Origin of the sequence: Bradyrhizobium nivariense, from assembly GCF_029846695.2 — a bacterium.
Classification (GTDB): Bacteria; Pseudomonadota; Alphaproteobacteria; order Rhizobiales; family Xanthobacteraceae; genus Bradyrhizobium.
Map to the genome: position 1 here is coordinate 227,980 of NZ_JARWCR020000001.1, position 18,429 is coordinate 246,408.

Sequence of the window (18,429 nt, forward strand, 5' to 3'; positions counted from 1 at the left end):
GGCAGGTCGTCAGTCTTACTTGCGCAAAGCGCAGGCGTACATGTTGATTTCCATGCCGACCAGCACTTCCACGATCTTCGGAGCTTTCCAGGCCATTCGGGGACTCCCAAGGGATTGAGCGCGACATCGCGCGGGCCAAAACCTAGGGCTGCGTCAACGACAGCGCAAGTCTGGAATCGAGCCGCTGACACAGCGAACTGTCGCATCGCGCTCGCAAATTTCCCTCTCGTGCAAAACGCCTTCACTCCCAGTCAAGCGCGACTGCCCTCACCGCAACAAGCGAAGCAGCGCGCGGCCGGCGCGCGAGTTCAGCTCCTTCGCATCCAGCGTTCCATCCCTGTCGGGATTCGCTGCGTTGAAGCGCTGCTCCACCACCGAGAGATATTCGTCGAGCGTGAGAGTCCCGTCGTGATCGGGATCGGCGGCGGCGAGTTCTTTCGCCGTTAACCGTCCGCGCAATTCGCGGGCGTCCAGCGTGCCGTCGTGATCGGAATCGAGCTTGGCGAACAATGCGGTGGCAGCCTTCTTCACCTCGGCAAGATCGAGCGTACCGTCATTGTCGGTATCGAACGTCTTGACCGCGTTGCCGGAGGCCGACCATGCCGGGCCGGACAGCAGTGCAATCGTGAGCGCAAGCGCAACAGAGCGACGCGATATCATCAAAACCTCCCTGATCAAGGGCTCCGATTCGAGCCGGATCGAAACGACATAAGTCCACAAGCCAGCTTCGGTTCAAGCCCGAATTGCAGTCCGCGCACCGCACAACTCGCGGAACCGACGGCCCGAGCGCGGCGCGCTCTGCTTCATGCCGCGGAATTTCTTCAGCGCCTGCGCACAAGTGAGAGTCGTTTGTCAGGTTTCCGTCAGGTGACCGGCATCCGGCGCCCACCATATCGGCGTCGTAAATACGACTTTCGTATTGACGCGTTTTGCATTCGGGCGGAGTGTTGCTGTCGCAGCGTCAATAGGCGCGCATATTGGGAGGAACGGATGAAACGCTTTGCGATGGCCGCGAGCCTCGTCATGCTTGCATCGACTTGTGCAAATGCACAAACCAGCGAGCAGCTGGTCAAGGGCGCGACCGATACATCGAACGTTCTCAACTACGGGATGGGCTACAATCTCCAGCGCTTCTCGACGCTGAACCAGATCAACAAGGACAGCGTCAAGAACCTGGTCCCGGTCTGGAACTACTCCTTCAACGACGATCGCAGCGAGGAATCGCAGCCGCTGGTGTACCAGGGCGTGATCTACGTGACCTCGCACAACGCGACCATGGCGGTCGACGCCAAGACCGGCAAGCAGATCTGGAAGAGCAAGATCGAGTATCCCGCCGAGACGCCGCGCATCGTCTGCTGCGGCATCATCAATCGCGGCGCCGCACTCTTCGACGGCAAGGTGATCCGCACCACGCTCGACGCCAACGTGATCGCGCTCGACGCCAAGGACGGCAAGGAGCTGTGGCGGCAGAAGGCGGCCGACATCAAGGAAGGCTATTCGATGACGGTGGCCCCGCTGGTCGCCGACGGTGTCGTGATCACCGGCGTCTCCGGCGCCGAGTTCGGCACCCGCGGCTTCATCGACGGCTGGGATCCGGCGACGGGCAAGCATCTGTGGCGCACCCATTCGATCCCGTCCCCCGACGAGCCCGGCGGCGACACCTGGAAGGGCGACACCTGGAAGCTCGGCGGCGGCTCGACCTGGATCACCGGCTCCTACGATCCCGAGCTGAACACGGTCTATTGGGGTATCGGCAATCCCGGCCCGTTCAATTCGGCGGTGCGTCCCGGCGACAATCTCTACACCTGCTCCGTGCTGGCGATGGATCCCAAGACCGGCAAGATCAAGTGGCATTACCAGTTCTCGCCGAACAATCCGTTCGACTATGACAGCGTGGCCGAGATGGTCCTTGCCGACATGAACGTCGAGGGCAAGCCGACCAAGGTGCTGATGGATGCCAACCGCAACGGCTTCTTCTACGTGCTCGACCGCACCAACGGAAAGCTGCTCGCGGCCAATCCTTACGTGAAGGTGAATTGGGCGACCGGCATCGACATGAAGACCGGACGTCCGATCGAGACCGACGTTTCGAAAGACGCGCGCGACGGCAAGAAGGTGACAGTCTATCCGTCGATCCTCGGCGGCAAGAACTGGGAGCCGATGTCGTTCAATCCGCAGACCGGCCTTGCCTACGCCAATACGCTCGCGTTCGGCGGCAGGTACAAGACCGAACCCGTCACCTTCAAGCAGGGTGAATGGTATCTCGGCATGGACCTCACCGATCTCTGGGAATGGGGCGACGGTCCGCGCGGTCATCTGAAGGCGATCGATCCCATGACCGGCAAGGCGAAGTGGGAAGCACCAAGCGACATCCCGCGCTTCTCCGGCGTGCTGTCGACCGCGGGCGGCGTCGTTTTCTCGGGCGCGCTGACCGGCGAGTTCGAGGCCTTCGATGCCGACACCGGCAAGAAGCTCTGGCAGTTCCAGACCGGCTCGGGCATCGAGGGACAACCGGTGACCTGGCAGCAGGACGGCGTGCAGTATGTCGCGGTGACGAGCGGCTATGGCGGCGTCTACTCGCTGTTCTCCGGCGACGAGCGGCTTGCCAAGGTGCCGCCCGGCGGCTCGCTTTGGGTTTTTGCGGTGAAGCAATAACCACGGCACGATGCTGACAAAGCTATCTCACAAGACGGTGGCGATCCTCGCCACCGTCGCGGTGCTGACGGTCGCGCTTGCGGCGACCGTTCGTGCCGCGGATGATTCAACCGGCAATCCCGCCCAAGTGCAGATCGACCACGGCAAGTCGACCTATGCCGAGAAATGCTCGCACTGCCACGGCCCCAACATGATGAACCCCGGCACCATCACGCCGGACCTGCGCGCCTTCCCCGACGACAGGACGCGCTTCGTCACCACGGTGAAGAACGGCAAGAACAACAAGATGCCGCCCTGGGCCGATATCCTCAGCGACGACGAGATCGGGGATCTCTGGGCCTTCATCTCGAGCCGGAGGAAGCCATGAGGACCTGGCGCGCCGTATGGAGCGTTGCCGCGATCCTCGCGGCGGCGGCCACGGCTGCGCGAGCGGCCGACGATCCGCTCCGGATCTGTCTCGACGAGGACCGGCCGCCGCTCTCGGTGCATCACAAAGGCAAGCCGGACTCCGGCTTCGACGTGCGGCTGGCGCAGGCGATCGCCGACCAGCTCGGACGGCCGCTGACGATCCAGTGGTTCGAGAGCAAGCTGGATGAGGATTCGAGCCCGCAGCTCGAGGCCAATGCGCTGCTGTCCGACCGGCGCTGCTCGCTCGTCGGCGGCTACGCGCTGACGAGGGACTCTCTCGTCAAGCCCGGCATGACAACGGCACGCTTGCCGGATTTTGCCGGCGCCACCCGCGACGACCGACGCCGCCGCGTCGCGCTCGGCGTGCTCGCACCGAGCCAGCCTTACGTCTATTCGCCGATGACGGTCGTGCTCGGGCCGAAGGCGCAGGGTCGCAAGATCGGCGATATCGGCGACCTCGCAGGGCTTCGCCTCGTCATTGAGAGCGGCTCGCTCGGCGATGCGATCCTCATGACCTTCGACAAAGGACGCCTGATCGACAACGTCACCCATCTCGTCCCCGGCCGCGATGACATCCTGGGCGCGCTTGCCCGGGGGGACTATGACGCGACGCTGATCGACCTCGGCCGCTTCGACGCCCATCGCGCCGCGCATCCTGATACGGCGATCACCGCGTCCGGCTATTATTATCCGATCGGCGCCAACCGCGGCTATGTCGGGCTCGCCAGCGATCCCGCGCTGATCGACGCCGTCAACAAGGCGCTGAGCGGGCTTGCTGCCGAGGGCAAGATCGCCGAATTCGGCAGGCAGGCGGGGCTGACCTATCTGCCGCCGCGGGAGCCTGCGATCCTCGGCGACGTCTGGATGAAGATCATTCAGCGGTGACTCCCCTCGTCATTCCGGGGCGACTGCAGGGCGGGCCCGGAACGACGAGACTGTGGTCGGCCGCAAGCGTCGTGGTCGGCGATCCCGCCGCCTCCACTGGCAAGCTGAAGCAGCGGGCGATCGGCGCCTTCGTCGGCGTGCCGCCCGGCTTCCTCGCCGGCATGGTGCTGCCGCAAAGCCGGGTCGGCTATGCGCTCGCGGTTCTCGCCGCCACCCTGACGCTGATCTCGTTCTCCCGCCACATCGTCGGCTTCGGCCTGCGCTGCTTTTTCATTGCACTCGCCGCTTCCGTCGCCGGCGGCGCCAGCGGCATCGCGGAGGAGCGCATCGTCAACGTGCTGATCGGCGGCACTTTTGGCTTGCTGGCGGTGGCCCTGACCGAAATCGTCTGGCTGCGTGTCATGCGAAAGTGCGATCGTCCGGATGACGCCCGAATAGGCACAGCACGGTCTTTCGAATGCGCCAATCTGTCTCGCCTGTCGCCCATGGCGGAGGCGCCCCGATGCAGTACCTTCGGCAAAAATCCGGGAGAGAATCATGTCCGCAAACCTCGATCGCCGCCACGTCATCGCCGCCGGAAGCACTGCACTCGCGATGCCTTTCGTCTCGCGCAGCGCCTCGGCGCAAGGTGCGTGGCCATCGCGGCAGATCCGCATGATTTGCAGCTATCCCGCCGGCGGACAGACCGATTTGCTCGCGCGCGCCTATGGCGAATTCATTTCCAAGCAGGTCGGAAAGACCGTCGTCGTCGAGAACAAGCCGGGCGCCTCCGGCGCGATCGGCACGGCGGAGGTCGCCCGCGCAGAGCCCGACGGCCACACCATGCTGTGCTCGATCTCGACCACCTACATCATGAACCGCCTGGTGATGAAGAATCCGGGCTACGACATGGACAAGGATCTGACGCTCGTCAGCGTCATTCCGGGCGCGGGGCTGCTGCTGGTGGCGAACCCCAAGACCGGCGTCAAGACGCTGGAGGATTTTGTCGCCTTCGCGCGCAAGAGCGGCAAGGTCAACTTCGGCACCTATAGCGCGGGCTCGGCTCCGCACATGACGATCCACGAGCTCAACAAGCAGTACGGCCTCTCGATGGAGCCGGTCCACTACCGCGGCGAAGCCCCGATGTGGACGGGCATGCTGGAGGGCACGCTCGATGCGGCGATGGGCAGCTTCACTGCTGCGCAGTCGGTGCTGCAAAGCGACCGCGGCACCGTGTTCGCGGTACATTCGAAGAAGGTCGATGCGATCCCGAACGTGAAGACGTTGCCCGAACAGGGCGCGACGTCGAAGTTCTTCACCGTCAGCGGCTTCACCGGCTGGGCCGTGCCAAAGGCGACGCCGCAACCGGTCGTCGACCGCCTGGCGGAGCTTTGCGTTGCCGCCAACAGCGATCCGAAGGTGAAGGACGTCCTCGCGACCTTCGTGCTCGAACCCGCGATCGGCTTCAAGGATACCAATGCGTTGTATCAGCGCGAGTTGCCGATTTGGCTCGAGAGCGCGCGGTCTCTTGGCTTGGAGCCGGCCTGAACCTCGAGGGATGCCGCCGGGCGCGCCCCTGCGCCGCCCGGTGTCCGACCAAAGCCTAGTGTCGGAAAACGCATTTTCCCGCTACGATTTTGCGGCGCTGGCGAAAGATTTCACCGCGCGGACGAGAAAGGCCGCTCGCATGACACCGGATGGCGTCGCCGTAGCCGTCATGATCATCCTGCTGTTTCCGATGGGCTATTTCACGCTGGCTTCGCCCGCTTTCCTGCTGGTGAAACTGGACATCCAGCCCGTCGCTCAGTTGCTGCGCGGAATGTTCAATGCCCATTTTCTGGTGATGCGCGTTGCCGGGATCGTCGGAACGGCAGCGTTCCTGCTCGACGGTCGCCTGGTCGCCGCGATCGGCGTCGGCCTGATTGCAGCCCTGGCGATCTGCGGACGCCGCTGGTTCATCCCGCGGATGGACGACCAGCTCAGCGCGAGTGACGCGGGCGATACCGAAGCCCCGCGTCGGCTGCGACGGCTGCATTGGAGCGGAATGCTGGGTAACGCGGTCCTGCTCGTCGCTCTCCTGGCCAGCATTCCCTACATCGCCATATCGGCGTGAGAGAGTCGGCGGCCGGCCGCAGGCTGGCGTCGGCCTAATGCTCGCCCAAAGCCGCAGCACCCTGCTGCGCCTTGTGGATCGAGGACGGCACCACGCCAAAGTATTTCCGGAACACCCGGCTGAAATGCGATGAGCTGGAGAAGCCCCAGGAGAACGCGACGTCGGTGATGGTCTTGCCGGCGTGGGTCTCGAGCTCCTGGCGGCAGTTCTGAAGACGCGCCTGCCAGATGTAGTCGCTCACCGTGGTGCCGCGCTCCGAGAACAGCATGTGCAGATAACGCTTGGAGCAGCCGAGCTCGGCAGAGATCTGGTCGATGCACAGATCCGGATCGCGCAAATGCTCGCGGATGAAGAACTGCGCGCGCACATACGTCGCTTCGGGGCCGACGCGATCGAGCATCGTATCCGCCTCGCGCAGCGGCAGCAGCAGGAGGTCGATCAGCGAATCGGCGACGCCGACCGCACTGTTCGCCGACAGCTTGGCCGCCTCGTCGAAGGTCGCATGGACGAAATCGTGGGCGATCCGCCCCGTCCCGGTGCGTGACGTCAATTTGCAGGCGGGCATTCGCTGCGACGGGAATCCGCGGTCGCGCAGCAGCGCCTTCGGCACGATCACCACGTCGTGGCGCGTGAAAGCGGGGCTGATGATCGAATGCGGGCAGGAGACGTCGTAGGCGAGGATGTCGCCCGGGTTCAGCTCGATGTGGCGGCCTTCCTGCTCGAAATAGGACACGCCGTAAGTCTGGAAGTGGATCTTGATATACGGGTGTTCATTGGCCTTGGCGCGCGCCAGCGTGTGCGCGATGCGATGCTGGCTGACCTCGATCTGGCAGAGCTTCAGGCGCGAGACGCTGGTGTAATCGATGCGGCCTTCGAGCGAAGACGCTTCCAGCGGATCGACGTCGAAATGCCCACACAGGCTCGTCAACCCGTCGATCCAGCTTTGGATCTGCCGCTTCGGCGTCATTCCCGTCGTCGAGAGCGTGTGAATGGTGTCGGACATTAATCCAGCCAGTGGTTTGATCCGGAGATTCGACGCGAATCGCGACCAGCGCTGCCGGAGCCCTCAGCCGTGATTGCGTGACGTTTACCTCGATTTTGAGCGATCTTTTGGAACGACAGCCACCGTTCCATTGCCACTCTTGAAAGTTAATCCTCCGCCTTAGTTGTAGCGCCGTCAAGCGGAACCTGAGCGTCGAAGACGGTCCCAAGCGATGCGGAAGCTGCTGAATTCGCTACTGCAAAATCAGAATCTTCGCGTCCGTGCGCTGTCAAGCAAACCAGCTTCTCTCTTGGGCAAGTTTCCCGATGACGAAGGCGTTACGGATTGCGGCAGGAACAACAAGAACGGGCCGCTCTGCACGTGGACCCGTGGCTCTCATCAGGAGGAGAAAACACCACAGCATCGTTTCTGGTCCCAACGTGACCGCCCTGCACGAGCAGACGCCGGACGAAAAGCCCGGCGATTAAGCAATGCTTCGGAAACAATAAACGAGACCAATGGAGGAATGACTATGCGCAAGGTACTACTGGCGGCCTATCTTGGCTCCGCGGCGGCTCTCGCCGTCGGCAGCGCGTCGGCCAACGACGAAGTGCTCAAGATGTCGCAGAACCCGAAAGATTGGGTGATGCCGACGGGCGACTACGCCAATACCCGCTATTCCAAACTGAACCAGATCAACGCACAAAACGTAGGCAAGCTCCAGGTCGCCTGGACCTTCTCGACCGGCGTGCTGCGCGGTCACGAAGGCGGCCCGCTGATCATCGGCAACACGATGTACGTCCATACGCCGTTCCCGAACAAGGTCTACGCTATTGACCTTTCCAACGAGAACAAGATCATCTGGAAGTACGAGCCGAAGCAGGATCCGAACGTCATCCCGGTGATGTGCTGCGATACGGTCAACCGCGGCCTGGCCTATGGCGACGGCAAAATCTTCCTGCATCAGGCCGACACCACACTCGTCGCGCTCGACGCCAAGAGCGGTCAGGTGGCATGGACCGCGAAGAATGGCGACGCCAGCAAGGGCGAGACCGGCACTTCGGCGCCAATGGTCGTCAAGGACAAGGTGCTGGTCGGTATCTCCGGCGGCGAGTTCGGCGTTCAAGCCCATATGTCGGCCTACGACATCAAGAGCGGCAAGCTGGCATGGCGTGGATACTCGGAAGGGCCGGATGATCAGATTCTGGTCGACGCCGAGAAGACCACCGCGCTCGGCAAGCCGATCGGCAAGGACTCCAGCCTCAAGACCTGGCAAGGCGATCAGTGGAAGATCGGTGGCGGCGCCACCTGGGGCTGGATCTCCTACGATCCCGAGCTGAACCTCGTCTATTACGGCTCAGGCAACCCCTCGACCTGGAATCCGAAGCAGCGTCCCGGCGACAACAAATGGTCGATGACGGTCTGGGCGCGTAACCCGGATACCGGCGTTGCCAAATGGGTCTATCAGATGACGCCCCACGACGAGTGGGACTATGACGGCGTCAACGAGATGATCCTCTCGGATCAGCAGATCAACGGCCAGCCGCGCAAGCTGCTGACGCACTTCGATCGTAACGGCCTCGGCTATACGCTCGATCGTGCCAGCGGCGAGCTTCTGGTCGCCGAAAAGTACGATCCGAAGGTGAACTGGACCTCCGGCGTCGATATGGACAAGAACTCGCCGACCTACGGCCGCCCGAAGGTGCTCGACGCAGCTTCGACCGACAAGGCGGGCGAGGACCACAACGTGAAGGGCATCTGCCCGGCCGCGCTCGGCACCAAGGACGAGCAGCCGGCAGCCTACTCGCCGGACACACAGCTGTTCTACGTTCCGACCAACCACGTCTGCATGGACTACGAACCGTTCAAGGTGAGCTACACCGCGGGCCAGCCCTATGTGGGCGCGACGCTCTCGATGTATCCGCCGCAGGGTGAAACCCACATGGGCAACTTCATCGCCTGGGACGGCAAGACCGGCAAGATCGTCTGGTCGAACAAGGAGCAGTTCTCGGTCTGGTCGGGTGCGCTCGCAACCGCGGGCAACGTGGTGTTCTACGGAACGCTCGAAGGCTACCTGAAGGCAGTCGACGCCAAGACCGGCAAGGAGCTCTACAAGTTCAAGACTCCCTCCGGCATCATCGGCAACGTCACCACCTATGAGAACGGCGGCAAGCAGTATGTCGCAGTGCTCTCCGGCGTGGGCGGCTGGGCCGGCATCGGTCTGGCGGCGGGTCTGACCGATCCGACCGCAGGTCTCGGCGCAGTCGGTGGCTACGCGGCGCTCAGCAACTACACGGCACTCGGCGGTACGCTGACCGTGTTCTCGCTGCCCAACTAGGCCCGTTCAGCATCGCTCCGGCGCGTGGATCAAACTCCACGCGCCGGCTCGTCTCACCGAATGCCTTCCGAGGAAAATCTCTTGCGTAAAATCTGCTCTGCCATTGCTACGATAGTCTTGGTCGCGTCCGGGGGAATTGCCGTCGCGGACGGCTCCGGTGACCCGACCGCCGTCAAGCAGACCGAAACCGGCGAATGGCTCGATAAGGAAGGCAACCCGACCTACAAGGTCACCGAGGGGGCCGTCGACTGGTACACCTATTCCGGATACCGCCGCTATCACTCGGACTGCCATGTGTGTCATGGCCCGGATGGAATGGGCTCGACCTACGCCCCGGCGTTGAAGGATTCGCTGAAGACGATGAGCTACGCCGATTTTCTCGGCGTCGTCGCCTCCGGCCGCAAGAACATCTCGACTGCCGCAGAGAACGTGATGCCGGCCTTCGGCGATAACCCGAACGTCGCCTGCTACATGGACGATCTCTACGTCTACCTGCGCGCCCGCTCCGACGAGGCCTGGGGCCGCACACGACCCGGCAAACACGAGGACAAGAACGACGCCTACACCAAGAACGAAAACTCGTGCATGGGCAACAAGTGAACGTTTGGAGTCCGACCGAGGCCTGGTTCTTGGCGCCCTGCGAGAATTTGAGGAGTTTACGATGAAGACACGTGCCGCCGTCGCTTTCGAAGCCAAGAAGCCGCTCGAGATCGTCGAAGTCGATCTGGAAGGACCGAAGGTCGGTGAAGTCCTGGTCGAGATCAAGGCGACTGGCATCTGCCATACCGACGCCTACACGCTCGACGGCTTCGACAGCGAAGGAATCTTCCCGTCGATCCTGGGCCATGAGGGCGCGGGCATCATCCGCGAGATCGGCCCTGGCGTGACCTCGGTGAAACCGGGCGACCACGTCATCCCGCTCTACACGCCGGAATGCCGGCAGTGCAAAAGCTGCCTCAGCCAGAAGACCAATCTCTGCACTGCGATCCGCGCGACGCAAGGCAAGGGCGTGATGCCCGACGGCACCAGCCGCTTCTCCTACAAGGGCAAGCCGATCTACCACTACATGGGCTGCTCGACCTTCTCGAACTTCACCGTGCTGCCGGAGATCGCGGTCGCCAAGATCCGCGAGGACGCGCCGTTCGACAAGAGCTGCTACATCGGCTGCGGCGTCACCACCGGCGTCGGCGCCGTCGTCAATACCGCCAAGGTCGAGCCGGGATCCAACGTGGTCGTGTTCGGCCTCGGCGGCATCGGCCTCAACGTGATCCAGGGCGCCAAGATGGCTGGCGCGGACAAGATCATCGGCGTCGACATCAACGATTCCAAGGAGGAATGGGGACGCCGGTTCGGCATGACCGATTTCGTCAATCCCAAGAAGATCACCGGCGACATCGTCCCGCATCTCGTGACCCTGACCGACGGCGGCGCCGACTACACTTTCGACTGCACCGGCAACACCACGGTGATGCGCCAGGCGCTGGAAGCCTGCCATCGCGGCTGGGGCACCTCGATCATCATCGGCGTTGCCGAATCCGGCAAGGAGATCGCCACCCGCCCGTTCCAGCTCGTCACCGGGCGCAACTGGCGGGGCACCGCCTTCGGCGGCGCGCGCGGCCGCACCGACGTGCCGAAGATCGTCGACTGGTACATGAACGGAAAGATCCAGATCGACCCGATGATCACCCACACGCTCAAGCTCGAAGACATCAACAAAGGCTTCGAGCTGATGCATGAGGGCAAATCCATCCGTTCAGTCGTCGTGTTCTAGTTCGAAAAGCGTCACCCCCAAGGAGGATCGACCCATGACTGTTGCACTCCATCCCTCGATCGATAACGGCATCAAACAGGGCAGCGGCAGCTTCGCCGGCGGCACGCTCGTATGCAAATGCAAGGACCACCAGGTCAAGGTCGCCGTCAAGGGCGACGTCGCGCACAACCACGCCTGTGGCTGCACCAAGTGCTGGAAGCCGCAGGGCGCGAATTTCTCCGTCGTCGCCGTGGTACCGCGCCAGAACGTCACCGTGCTCGAGAACGGCGACAAGCTCCAAATCGTCGATCCGTCGGCGGTGATCCAGCGCCACGCCTGCAAGGCCTGCGGCACACACATGTACGGCCGCATCGAGAACAAGGACCACCCGTTCTACGGCCTCGACTTCATCCACCCCGAACTGTTCCAGGAACAGGGTTCGCAGGCGCCGCAATTCGCCGCCTTCGTCTCCTCGGTGATCGAATCGGGCGTGAAGCCGGAGCAGATGGGCGGAATACGGGCTCGGTTCAAGGAGCTTGGACTTGAGCCCTATGACTGCCTGTCGCCGGCACTGATGGACGCCATCGCCACCCACGTGGCGAAGGCCAAAGCCGCTTGAGCAAGGCCGCCTGACATTTGCCGCGCCCCGTCCGCTCGTTGGTTTCCACCACCGCCAGCGAGCCGGACGGGGCCGGCCCCGGGACGATCGCGGCGATGCCGCCGCTTCTCCACTTCTGCGTATGCGAGGGCCGTCAGCTCCCTCAGTCTTGGTCTCTGAATGACAACGCAGGGCCGCCGGCTTCCTGCTTGACGTCCGCGGCGCTTGCGTTTCTCCCTCCCTCGACTGAGGCATCCTGCTTCGTCCGCACAGTTCTTTCTGGCGGACGAAGCTTTTTTCATTGTGCCCATTTCGGGAGGCGCGCGGCGTATGCGGCGCCCTGCTTTTGACAAACCTTCGTTGCAATCTTTTCCCGTCGAGAACAGCTGACTAAAGAACAGCTGACCAGAAGAACACTTGGCTGTGAACGCCGGACCGAGGCGATCTCTGCTACGATCGCATCGTGACGATGCCGCGCGAAATTCAATAATCAAGAACAAGACGGGAGGTATCGAGCACACCCGGACATGACATTCGCATTCCTGCTTCCTGCCGGGATCTGCCCGCACGGGATGACGGCTGGAATACGACGACACGACGCGGCGGGCATTGCACCGACCGACGTCGGGAAAATTTGAAATCGGCAAGCTTATGAAGAGCGAGGGACGATCATGATCAAGGTGAAGATCAACGGCCAGGAACAGAGCTGGGACGGCGACCCGGATCTCCCGCTACTTTGGTTCCTGCGCGACGAGGCCGGGTTGACCGGCACCAAGTACGGCTGCGGCCAGGCCCTGTGCGGCGCCTGCACCGTCATCGTCGAGAAGGAAGCCGTACGCTCCTGCATCACGTCGATCAACGACGTCGCCGGCCGCGAGGTCACGACGATCGAGGGACTGCATCCGAACGGCGATCACCCGGTGCAGAAGGCCTGGCGTCAAGTCAACGTTCCCCAATGCGGCTTCTGCCAGACGGGCCAGATCATGCAGGCGGCTGCGCTCTTGATGGACAACCCAAAGCCGTCGCACGACCAGATCCGCGAAGCGATGTCCGGCAACATCTGCCGCTGCGGCTGCTACCAGCGCATTGAGAACGCAGTCCATCTCGCATCGACGGGAGTGTGACATGAATTTCATCGACAACCCGGGGAAGCTTCGCGGCTTCGAAAAGAACATCCGTGTCGAAAAGATCTCGCGCCGCAGCATCCTGAAGGGGCTCGGCATCACCGGCGGCTTCGTGCTCGCCGCCCCCGTGATGTCGCGCCAGGCGTTCGCCTATGAGACCGGCGCCGGCAAGATGCCGCATGGCGTCGTGGTCGATCCGCGCGTGTTCGTCGCGGTCGCGGCCGACGGCACCGTCACCATCCTCGCTCACCGCGCCGAGATGGGCACTGGCGTGCGCACCAGCCTGCCGCTGATCGTGGCCGAGGAGATGGAGGCCGACTGGGCCAGGGTCAAGGTGGAGCAGGCCCACGGCGACGAGGTCAAGTTCGGCAACCAGGACACCGACGGCTCGCGCAGCACGCGGCATTATTTGATCCCGATGCGCCAGATCGGCGCCTCCGCCCGCACCATGCTGGAGCAGGCCGCGGCCAAGCGCTGGGGCGTGCCGGCGACAGAGGTGAAAGCCGTCAATCACGAGGTGGTCCACAGCGCGACGAGCCGCAAGCTTGGCTTCGGCGAGCTCGCAGCCGACGCCGCCAAGGAATCGGTGCCGAGCATCGAAGGCCTCAAGCTGAAGGACCCCAAGGACTTCCGCTATCTCGGCAAGGGCCAAATCAGCATCGTCGATCTCCACGACATCACCACCGGCAAGGCGCGTTACGGTGCCGATGTACGGCTATCGGGCATGAAATATGCCGTGATCGCGCGCCCGCCGGTGACCGGCGGCAAGCTGGTCTCGTTCGATCCGGACGCGGCGTTGAAGGTCCCCGGCGTCGAGAAGGTGATGGAGGTGCGCGGCTGGCCGTGGCCGTCGAAATTCCAGCCGCTCGGCGGCGTCGCCGTGATCGCGCGCAACACCGGCGCGGCGATCAAGGGCCGCGACGCGCTGAAGCTGACCTGGGACGACGGCCCCAACGGCAAATACAACTCCGTCGCCTACCGCAAGGAGCTCGAGGAGGCCTCGCGCAAGCCGGGCCTCGTCGTGCGCCAGGAAGGCGACGCCGATGCTGCCCTGAAGGGCGCCGACAAAGTCATCGTCGGCGAATACTATCTGCCGCACCTCGCCCATGTCAGCATGGAGCCGCCGGTGGCGGTCGCCGACGTCAAGGGTGACAAGGCGGAGATCTGGGCGCCGGTGCAGAGCCCGGGCGGTACGCGCGAGGACGTCGCAAAAACCCTCGGCATTCCCGAGGGCAATGTCACGGTCAACGTCACCCTGCTCGGCGGCGGTTTCGGCCGCAAGTCGAAATGCGACTTCGCGCTCGAGGCCGCGCTGCTGTCGAAGGAGCTCGGCGCGCCCGTCAAAGTGCAATGGACGCGCGAGGACGACGTCCGCCACGACTTCCTGCACACGGTCTCCGTGGAACGGATCGAGGCGGGGCTCGACAAGAGCGGCAAGGTGATCGCCTGGCGCCACCGCAGCGTGGCACCCAGCATTGCCTCGACCTTTGCCGCGGGTGCAAAGAACGAGGCCCCCTTCGAGCTCGGCATGGGCCTCGTCGACATGCCGTTCGAGATCGCCAACATCTCCTGCGAGAACCCGGAAGCCGCAGCGTTCACCCGCATCGGCTGGTTCCGCTCGGTCTCGAACATCCCGCGCGCCTTCGCGGTACAGTCGATGGTGGGCGAGATCGCGCATGCGACCGGCCGCGACCAGAAGGAGACGCTGCTCGCCCTGATCGGCAGCCCGCGCATCGTCAAGCCCGCCGTGAAGGACATGTGGAACTACGGCGAGCCCTTCGACAGTTATCCGATCGACACCGCGCGCCTGCGCAAGGTGGTCGAGCTGGTCGCCGAGAAGGGCGAATGGGGCCGTCAGGTGCCGAAGGGCCACGGCCTCGGCATCGCCGTTCACCGCAGCTTCGTCAGCTACATCGCGACCATCGTCGAGGTCGCCGTCGACGACAAGGGCAAGCTGACGGTGCCACGGGTCGACACCGCGATCGACTGCGGCACCTATGTCAACCCCGAGCGCATCGCCTCGCAGATCGAAGGCGCGGCGATCATGGGGCTGAGCCTCGCCAAGTACGGCGAGATCAGCTTCAAGGACGGCAAGGTGGAGCAGAAGAACTTTGACGACTTCCAGGTCCTCAGGATGGACGAATCCCCGCTGGTGACCAACGTCTACATCGTGCCGCCCGGACCCGACACGCCGCCGAGCGGCGTCGGCGAGCCCGGGGTCCCGCCGTTCGCGCCGGCGCTGATGAACGCCATCTTCGCCGCGACCGGAAAACGCATCCGCAACCTTCCGCTCGGCAAGCAATTGGAAGCGTAAAGGCGGGAACATAAAGGCGGGAACACAAGGCGGCCTCGCGCCGTTTCCATCGATCTGACAGGAGCAGATCGATGACCCATATCTCAAAGGCGCTCGCAGTTTCGCTGTCGAGCGTCTTTCTTTTGACGGCCACTGGCGCGTTCGCCCAGAGCAACACGACGCCGCCGACCACCGCGACGCGCCCCAGCACGCCGGACCAGAACTCCCTGCCCAACGCCAATGCCCCGCCCCCTTCGACCACCCAGACCACCGGGCAGCACAATCAGAATCCGAAGGTTCAGGAGATGAACCAGAAGGAGAAGGACAAGGTCGACCGCCAGGGCAAATAGCGATCTGGCGCGTTGTGTTGCGACCGCATCGTCATGGCCGGGCTAAACAGTTGTCCCGGCCATGACGACTTCGTGGCGCGGGCAGCAATCCCATCACACATGCAAAATGCGGCGGACGCTGCCGTCCGCCGCATTTGCCCCCTGACACTCCGCTTCTTTCGATCCGCCAGCGGAGCTTACTTCTTCAGCGCGAACACCCAGATGACGCCGCCCTGCGGCACGTTGGCTTCGATGCCGATATTATTGGTCACGAGTGCATCCTGAATGCGCTGCGCATCCACGCCCCATCCCGACTGGATCGCAATGTATTGCGTGCCGTCGATCTCATAAGACATCGGCATGCCCATGATGCCGGAGTTGGTCTTCTGCTCCCACAACAGCTCGCCGGACTTGGCGTTGAAGGCGCGGAAGTTGCGGTCATTGGTGCCGCCGACGAAGACGAGATCGCCTGCGGTCGCCGTCACCGATCCGAACAGCTGCGATTTCGGGAAGTTGTGTTGCCACATCTTCTTGCCCGTAACGGGATCCCAGGCCTGGAGCTCGCCGAAATGATCCGCACCCGGCTTCGTCTTCAGACCGATGTCCTCCGGCTTGGTGCCGAGCCAGAGCTCGCCGGGCTTGAGCGGAAGCTTCTCGCCGGTGAACCCGCCGCAGAAATTCTCGTTGGCGGGCACGTAGACGAGGCCGGTCTTCTGGCTGTAGGCCGCCGACGGCCAATCCTTGCCGCCCCACAGCGACGGACAGAATTCCACGCGCTTGCCGACCATCGGCTTGTGCGCGGGATCGACGATCGGCTTGCCGCTCTCGGCATCGATGCCCTTCCAGACGTCGGTGGAGACGAACGGCCAGCCGGCGACATAGTTGATCTTGGTCGGCGTGCGCTCGAGTATCCAGAAGATCGCATCGCGTCCCGGATGGACCAGGCTCTTGATGTTGCGGCCGTCGCGTTGCAGGTCGATCAGCATCGGCGCCTCGACCTCGTCCCAATCCCAGGAATCGTTCTGGTGGTACTGGTGATAGGTCTTGATCTTGCCGTTGTTCGGATCGAGCGCGAGCACCGACGAGGTGTAGAGATTGTCGCCGGGATGCATCTCGCCGGGCCATGGCGCGGCGTTGCCGACGCCCCAATAGATCGTTTTGGTGTCCTTGTCGTAATTGCCGGTCATCCAGGCCGAGCCGCCGCCGTTCTTCCAGTCGTCGCCCTGCCAGGTGTCGTGGCCGGGCTCGCCTTCGCCGGGAATGGTGTAGGTCCGCCACAGCTCCTTGCCGTCCTTGGCATCATAGGCGGCGACATAGCCGCGCACGCCGAACTCGCCGCCGGAACCGCCGACGATGACCTTGCCGTCTACGATCAGCGGCATCAGGGTCATGTACTGGCCCTTCTTGTAGTCCTGCACCTTGGTGTCCCACACCACCTTGCCGGTCTTGGCGTCGAGCGCGACGACATGGTCGTCGGTGGTGGCGAGATAGAGCTTGTCCTCCCAGAGGCCGACGCCGCGGCTGGTCGGATGCAACTGGAACAGATCGTCGGGAAGCTGCCGCTTGTAGCGCCAATATTCGTCGCCGCTCTTGGCGTCCAGCGCGATCACCTGCCCCATCGGGGTCGCCACGAACATCACGCCGTTGTTGACGATCGGCGGCGCCTCGTGGCCCTCGACGACGCCGGTGGCGAAGGTCCAGACCGGCGTGAGGTTCTTCACATTCGAGGTGTTGATCTGGTCGAGCGGGCTGTAGCCCTGCCCGTCATAGGTCCGCCGGTAGAGCATCCAGTTGGCGGGCTCCGGGTTTTCCAACCGCTGCGCGGTGACCGGCGCGTAGTTCTCGATCGGGCCTGACACGGCGGCGGTCGAGGCAAGACACGTGAAGGCGACGAAGCCGGACAGTAACCATTGTTTCCTGGTCATCGACGTTTTCATGGACGTTTTCATGGACGTTCCCCTTTTGCATCCGTTTGAATTCTTGTTTTGAATTCTTGTCGTTCGTCCCGTCGTCCGCCCATCGGCGGATGCGGCCTCTCGTGACGCGGGCACAACCCGCACGTCCATCATCCCGGCTGCACGCCACCTACCTTTCCGATGAAGTTGCCGGCGACGCTGAGCGAACCGTCAGCGAGCGCCAGCGGCAGCGCCGCGAGCCGTCGCGGCGCTGGCCCGAACACGACCTGCGCGCCCGCGCGAGGATCGTATTCGGAGTTGTGGCACATGCACTTGAACACCTCCTGGTCGCCGACATCGCTCTTCGTCCAGGCCGTGACGGGACAGCCGGCATGCGAGCAGATTGCCGAATAGGCGATGATGCCGTCGACGGCGCGTGCCTTGGTCTGCTCGTCGAGTTCGGCGGGGTCGAGCCGGATGATCAGGATCTCGTTGAGGCGCGAGGCGCTGCGCACGACCGATGTCTTCGGGTCTTTCGGCCAGGCGTGCACCGGCGGTCCGCCGGCCGACAGATCGGCCGCGGCAATGAGTTTCCCCTCCTGATCGCCTTCCGAGAAAACCAGCACATCGCCCTTCTGCGGCCGCTCATCCGAGCCGGGCGGATCCTCGCCCGCATGCACTCGCGTGGAACAGACGAGGCACGTCGTGGTGGCCAGCGCGCCAATCAGGAGCGCCCGCCGCGTTTTCTCCGTGCAGGCATCAGCTTCGGATTCCGATGTGTTGTCGGAGGATGAAGAGGATGTGTTGAACGATGCACTCGACATGTCCGCAAGCAGGCGCTGGAACTCTGCCGAAAAAAAGGCAGAGATTTTTCGCCGCAGTGCATCAATATGGCTTTGCTCGCGCTGATTGAACGCGAATACGCGCATTCACGCGCATATTTTCAATTGCAACGTCACACGACGCGACCGGCATGATGATTTTGCAGATCAGACCGATGCTCTCGGTATTGGTGCAACGCGTCACCGCGCATCGCGATGTCAGCGACATTAATACGGCTGCACGCCTCGGTCAGGCATT

Annotated in this window: 17 protein-coding genes and 1 pseudogene; 13 read left to right on the forward strand and 5 right to left on the reverse strand. The window is 63.3% G+C overall.

Going from position 1 to position 18,429, the window contains the following annotated elements; genetic code table 11:
* Positions 1–15: 15 nt before the first annotated feature.
* Together pqqA and lanM are read right to left on the reverse strand one after the other, a co-directional pair.
* A complete protein-coding gene (pqqA, locus tag QCM77_RS01140) occupies positions 16–96 on the reverse strand; it encodes a pyrroloquinoline quinone precursor peptide PqqA (RefSeq protein WP_279681689.1) in 81 nt (26 codons plus the stop codon).
* Positions 97–267: 171 nt separating this feature from the next.
* Positions 268–660 (reverse strand): lanmodulin LanM, encoded by a 393-nt coding sequence (gene lanM / locus QCM77_RS01145; protein WP_279681533.1) that lies wholly within the window; start codon positions 658–660, stop codon positions 268–270.
* A 330-nt stretch (positions 661–990) separates the two neighbouring features.
* Between lanM and QCM77_RS01150 the strand changes: the two genes are divergently transcribed.
* From QCM77_RS01150 to QCM77_RS01175, 6 genes and pseudogenes are all read left to right on the forward strand, one after another.
* A complete protein-coding gene (locus QCM77_RS01150) occupies positions 991–2,655 on the forward strand; it encodes a methanol/ethanol family PQQ-dependent dehydrogenase (RefSeq protein ID WP_279663515.1) in 1,665 nt (554 codons plus the stop codon).
* A 10-nt stretch (positions 2,656–2,665) separates the two neighbouring features.
* Positions 2,666–3,022 (forward strand): c-type cytochrome, encoded by a 357-nt coding sequence (locus QCM77_RS01155; protein ID WP_279663514.1) that lies wholly within the window; start codon positions 2,666–2,668, stop codon positions 3,020–3,022.
* Complete coding sequence (locus tag QCM77_RS01160) at positions 3,019–3,948, forward strand: substrate-binding periplasmic protein (protein WP_279681534.1); 930 nt, start codon at positions 3,019–3,021, stop codon at positions 3,946–3,948. Before QCM77_RS01155 ends, QCM77_RS01160 begins: the two co-directional genes overlap by 4 nt.
* A gap of 71 nt (positions 3,949–4,019) precedes the next feature.
* Positions 4,020–4,253, forward strand: a pseudogene (locus tag QCM77_RS01165) (FUSC family protein); the annotation flags it as partial.
* Positions 4,254–4,485: 232 nt separating this feature from the next.
* Complete coding sequence (locus QCM77_RS01170) at positions 4,486–5,475, forward strand: Bug family tripartite tricarboxylate transporter substrate binding protein (protein WP_279681536.1); 990 nt, start codon at positions 4,486–4,488, stop codon at positions 5,473–5,475.
* Positions 5,476–5,614: 139 nt separating this feature from the next.
* Positions 5,615–6,040 (forward strand): hypothetical protein, encoded by a 426-nt coding sequence (locus QCM77_RS01175; protein ID WP_279681690.1) that lies wholly within the window; start codon positions 5,615–5,617, stop codon positions 6,038–6,040.
* A gap of 34 nt (positions 6,041–6,074) precedes the next feature.
* On the opposite strand, the gene QCM77_RS01180 is transcribed toward QCM77_RS01175, so the two are convergent.
* The gene (locus QCM77_RS01180) at positions 6,075–7,043 is read right to left on the reverse strand and encodes a helix-turn-helix domain-containing protein (RefSeq protein ID WP_279663510.1); all 969 of its coding nucleotides are present in this window, start codon (positions 7,041–7,043) and stop codon (positions 6,075–6,077) included.
* A 511-nt stretch (positions 7,044–7,554) separates the two neighbouring features.
* Between QCM77_RS01180 and xoxF5 the strand changes: the two genes are divergently transcribed.
* From xoxF5 to QCM77_RS01215, 7 genes are all read left to right on the forward strand, one after another.
* The gene (gene xoxF5 / locus QCM77_RS01185; protein WP_279681537.1) at positions 7,555–9,360 is read left to right on the forward strand and encodes a lanthanide-dependent methanol dehydrogenase XoxF5; all 1,806 of its coding nucleotides are present in this window, start codon (positions 7,555–7,557) and stop codon (positions 9,358–9,360) included.
* Positions 9,361–9,471: 111 nt separating this feature from the next.
* Positions 9,472–9,960 carry a c-type cytochrome, methanol metabolism-related gene (locus QCM77_RS01190; RefSeq protein ID WP_279663650.1) on the forward strand — a complete coding sequence of 163 codons (489 nt, stop codon included), beginning with the start codon at positions 9,472–9,474 and terminating at the stop codon, positions 9,958–9,960.
* 61 nt (positions 9,961–10,021) lie between these two features.
* Positions 10,022–11,131: an S-(hydroxymethyl)glutathione dehydrogenase/class III alcohol dehydrogenase gene (locus tag QCM77_RS01195; protein ID WP_106946409.1), complete on the forward strand. Its 1,110-nt coding sequence runs from the start codon at positions 10,022–10,024 to the stop codon at positions 11,129–11,131.
* Between the two features lie 34 nt (positions 11,132–11,165).
* Positions 11,166–11,729, forward strand: a complete 564-nt coding sequence (gene gfa / locus QCM77_RS01200; RefSeq protein WP_279663507.1) for an S-(hydroxymethyl)glutathione synthase — start codon at positions 11,166–11,168, stop codon at positions 11,727–11,729.
* Positions 11,730–12,379: 650 nt separating this feature from the next.
* Positions 12,380–12,832 (forward strand): (2Fe-2S)-binding protein, encoded by a 453-nt coding sequence (locus QCM77_RS01205; protein WP_279681538.1) that lies wholly within the window; start codon positions 12,380–12,382, stop codon positions 12,830–12,832.
* A 1-nt stretch (position 12,833) separates the two neighbouring features.
* A complete protein-coding gene (locus QCM77_RS01210) occupies positions 12,834–15,146 on the forward strand; it encodes a xanthine dehydrogenase family protein molybdopterin-binding subunit (RefSeq protein ID WP_279681539.1) in 2,313 nt (770 codons plus the stop codon).
* Between the two features lie 71 nt (positions 15,147–15,217).
* Positions 15,218–15,475 carry a hypothetical protein gene (locus tag QCM77_RS01215; RefSeq protein ID WP_279663502.1) on the forward strand — a complete coding sequence of 86 codons (258 nt, stop codon included), beginning with the start codon at positions 15,218–15,220 and terminating at the stop codon, positions 15,473–15,475.
* Between the two features lie 176 nt (positions 15,476–15,651).
* Here the strand turns inward: QCM77_RS01215 and QCM77_RS01220 are convergent, their stop codons facing one another.
* Together QCM77_RS01220 and QCM77_RS01225 are read right to left on the reverse strand one after the other, a co-directional pair.
* Entirely contained in the window at positions 15,652–17,379 is a 1,728-nt protein-coding gene (locus QCM77_RS01220) for a methanol/ethanol family PQQ-dependent dehydrogenase (protein WP_279681692.1), read from the reverse strand.
* Between the two features lie 140 nt (positions 17,380–17,519).
* Positions 17,520–18,173 (reverse strand): QcrA and Rieske domain-containing protein, encoded by a 654-nt coding sequence (locus tag QCM77_RS01225; protein WP_279663500.1) that lies wholly within the window; start codon positions 18,171–18,173, stop codon positions 17,520–17,522.
* Between the last annotated feature and the right edge of the window lie 256 nt (positions 18,174–18,429).

Bases quoted from the DNA above. Each gene is read 5' to 3' on its own strand.
- QCM77_RS01155 (WP_279663514.1), top strand. From the start codon at position 2,666: ATGCTGACAAAGCTATCTCACAAGACGGTGGCGATCCTCGCCACCGTC.
- QCM77_RS01220 (WP_279681692.1), bottom strand. From the start codon at position 17,379: ATGACCAGGAAACAATGGTTACTGTCCGGCTTCGTCGCCTTCACGTGT.
- QCM77_RS01195 (WP_106946409.1), top strand. From the start codon at position 10,022: ATGAAGACACGTGCCGCCGTCGCTTTCGAAGCCAAGAAGCCGCTCGAG.
- QCM77_RS01205 (WP_279681538.1), top strand. From the start codon at position 12,380: ATGATCAAGGTGAAGATCAACGGCCAGGAACAGAGCTGGGACGGCGAC.
- lanM (WP_279681533.1), bottom strand. From the start codon at position 660: ATGATATCGCGTCGCTCTGTTGCGCTTGCGCTCACGATTGCACTGCTG.
- QCM77_RS01160 (WP_279681534.1), top strand. From the start codon at position 3,019: ATGAGGACCTGGCGCGCCGTATGGAGCGTTGCCGCGATCCTCGCGGCG.
- QCM77_RS01175 (WP_279681690.1), top strand. From the start codon at position 5,615: ATGACACCGGATGGCGTCGCCGTAGCCGTCATGATCATCCTGCTGTTT.
- QCM77_RS01210 (WP_279681539.1), top strand. From the start codon at position 12,834: ATGAATTTCATCGACAACCCGGGGAAGCTTCGCGGCTTCGAAAAGAAC.
- pqqA (WP_279681689.1), bottom strand. From the start codon at position 96: ATGGCCTGGAAAGCTCCGAAGATCGTGGAAGTGCTGGTCGGCATGGAA.
- QCM77_RS01170 (WP_279681536.1), top strand. From the start codon at position 4,486: ATGTCCGCAAACCTCGATCGCCGCCACGTCATCGCCGCCGGAAGCACT.
- QCM77_RS01225 (WP_279663500.1), bottom strand. From the start codon at position 18,173: ATGTCGAGTGCATCGTTCAACACATCCTCTTCATCCTCCGACAACACA.
- gfa (WP_279663507.1), top strand. From the start codon at position 11,166: ATGACTGTTGCACTCCATCCCTCGATCGATAACGGCATCAAACAGGGC.
- xoxF5 (WP_279681537.1), top strand. From the start codon at position 7,555: ATGCGCAAGGTACTACTGGCGGCCTATCTTGGCTCCGCGGCGGCTCTC.
- QCM77_RS01150 (WP_279663515.1), top strand. From the start codon at position 991: ATGAAACGCTTTGCGATGGCCGCGAGCCTCGTCATGCTTGCATCGACT.
- QCM77_RS01215 (WP_279663502.1), top strand. From the start codon at position 15,218: ATGACCCATATCTCAAAGGCGCTCGCAGTTTCGCTGTCGAGCGTCTTT.
- QCM77_RS01180 (WP_279663510.1), bottom strand. From the start codon at position 7,043: ATGTCCGACACCATTCACACGCTCTCGACGACGGGAATGACGCCGAAG.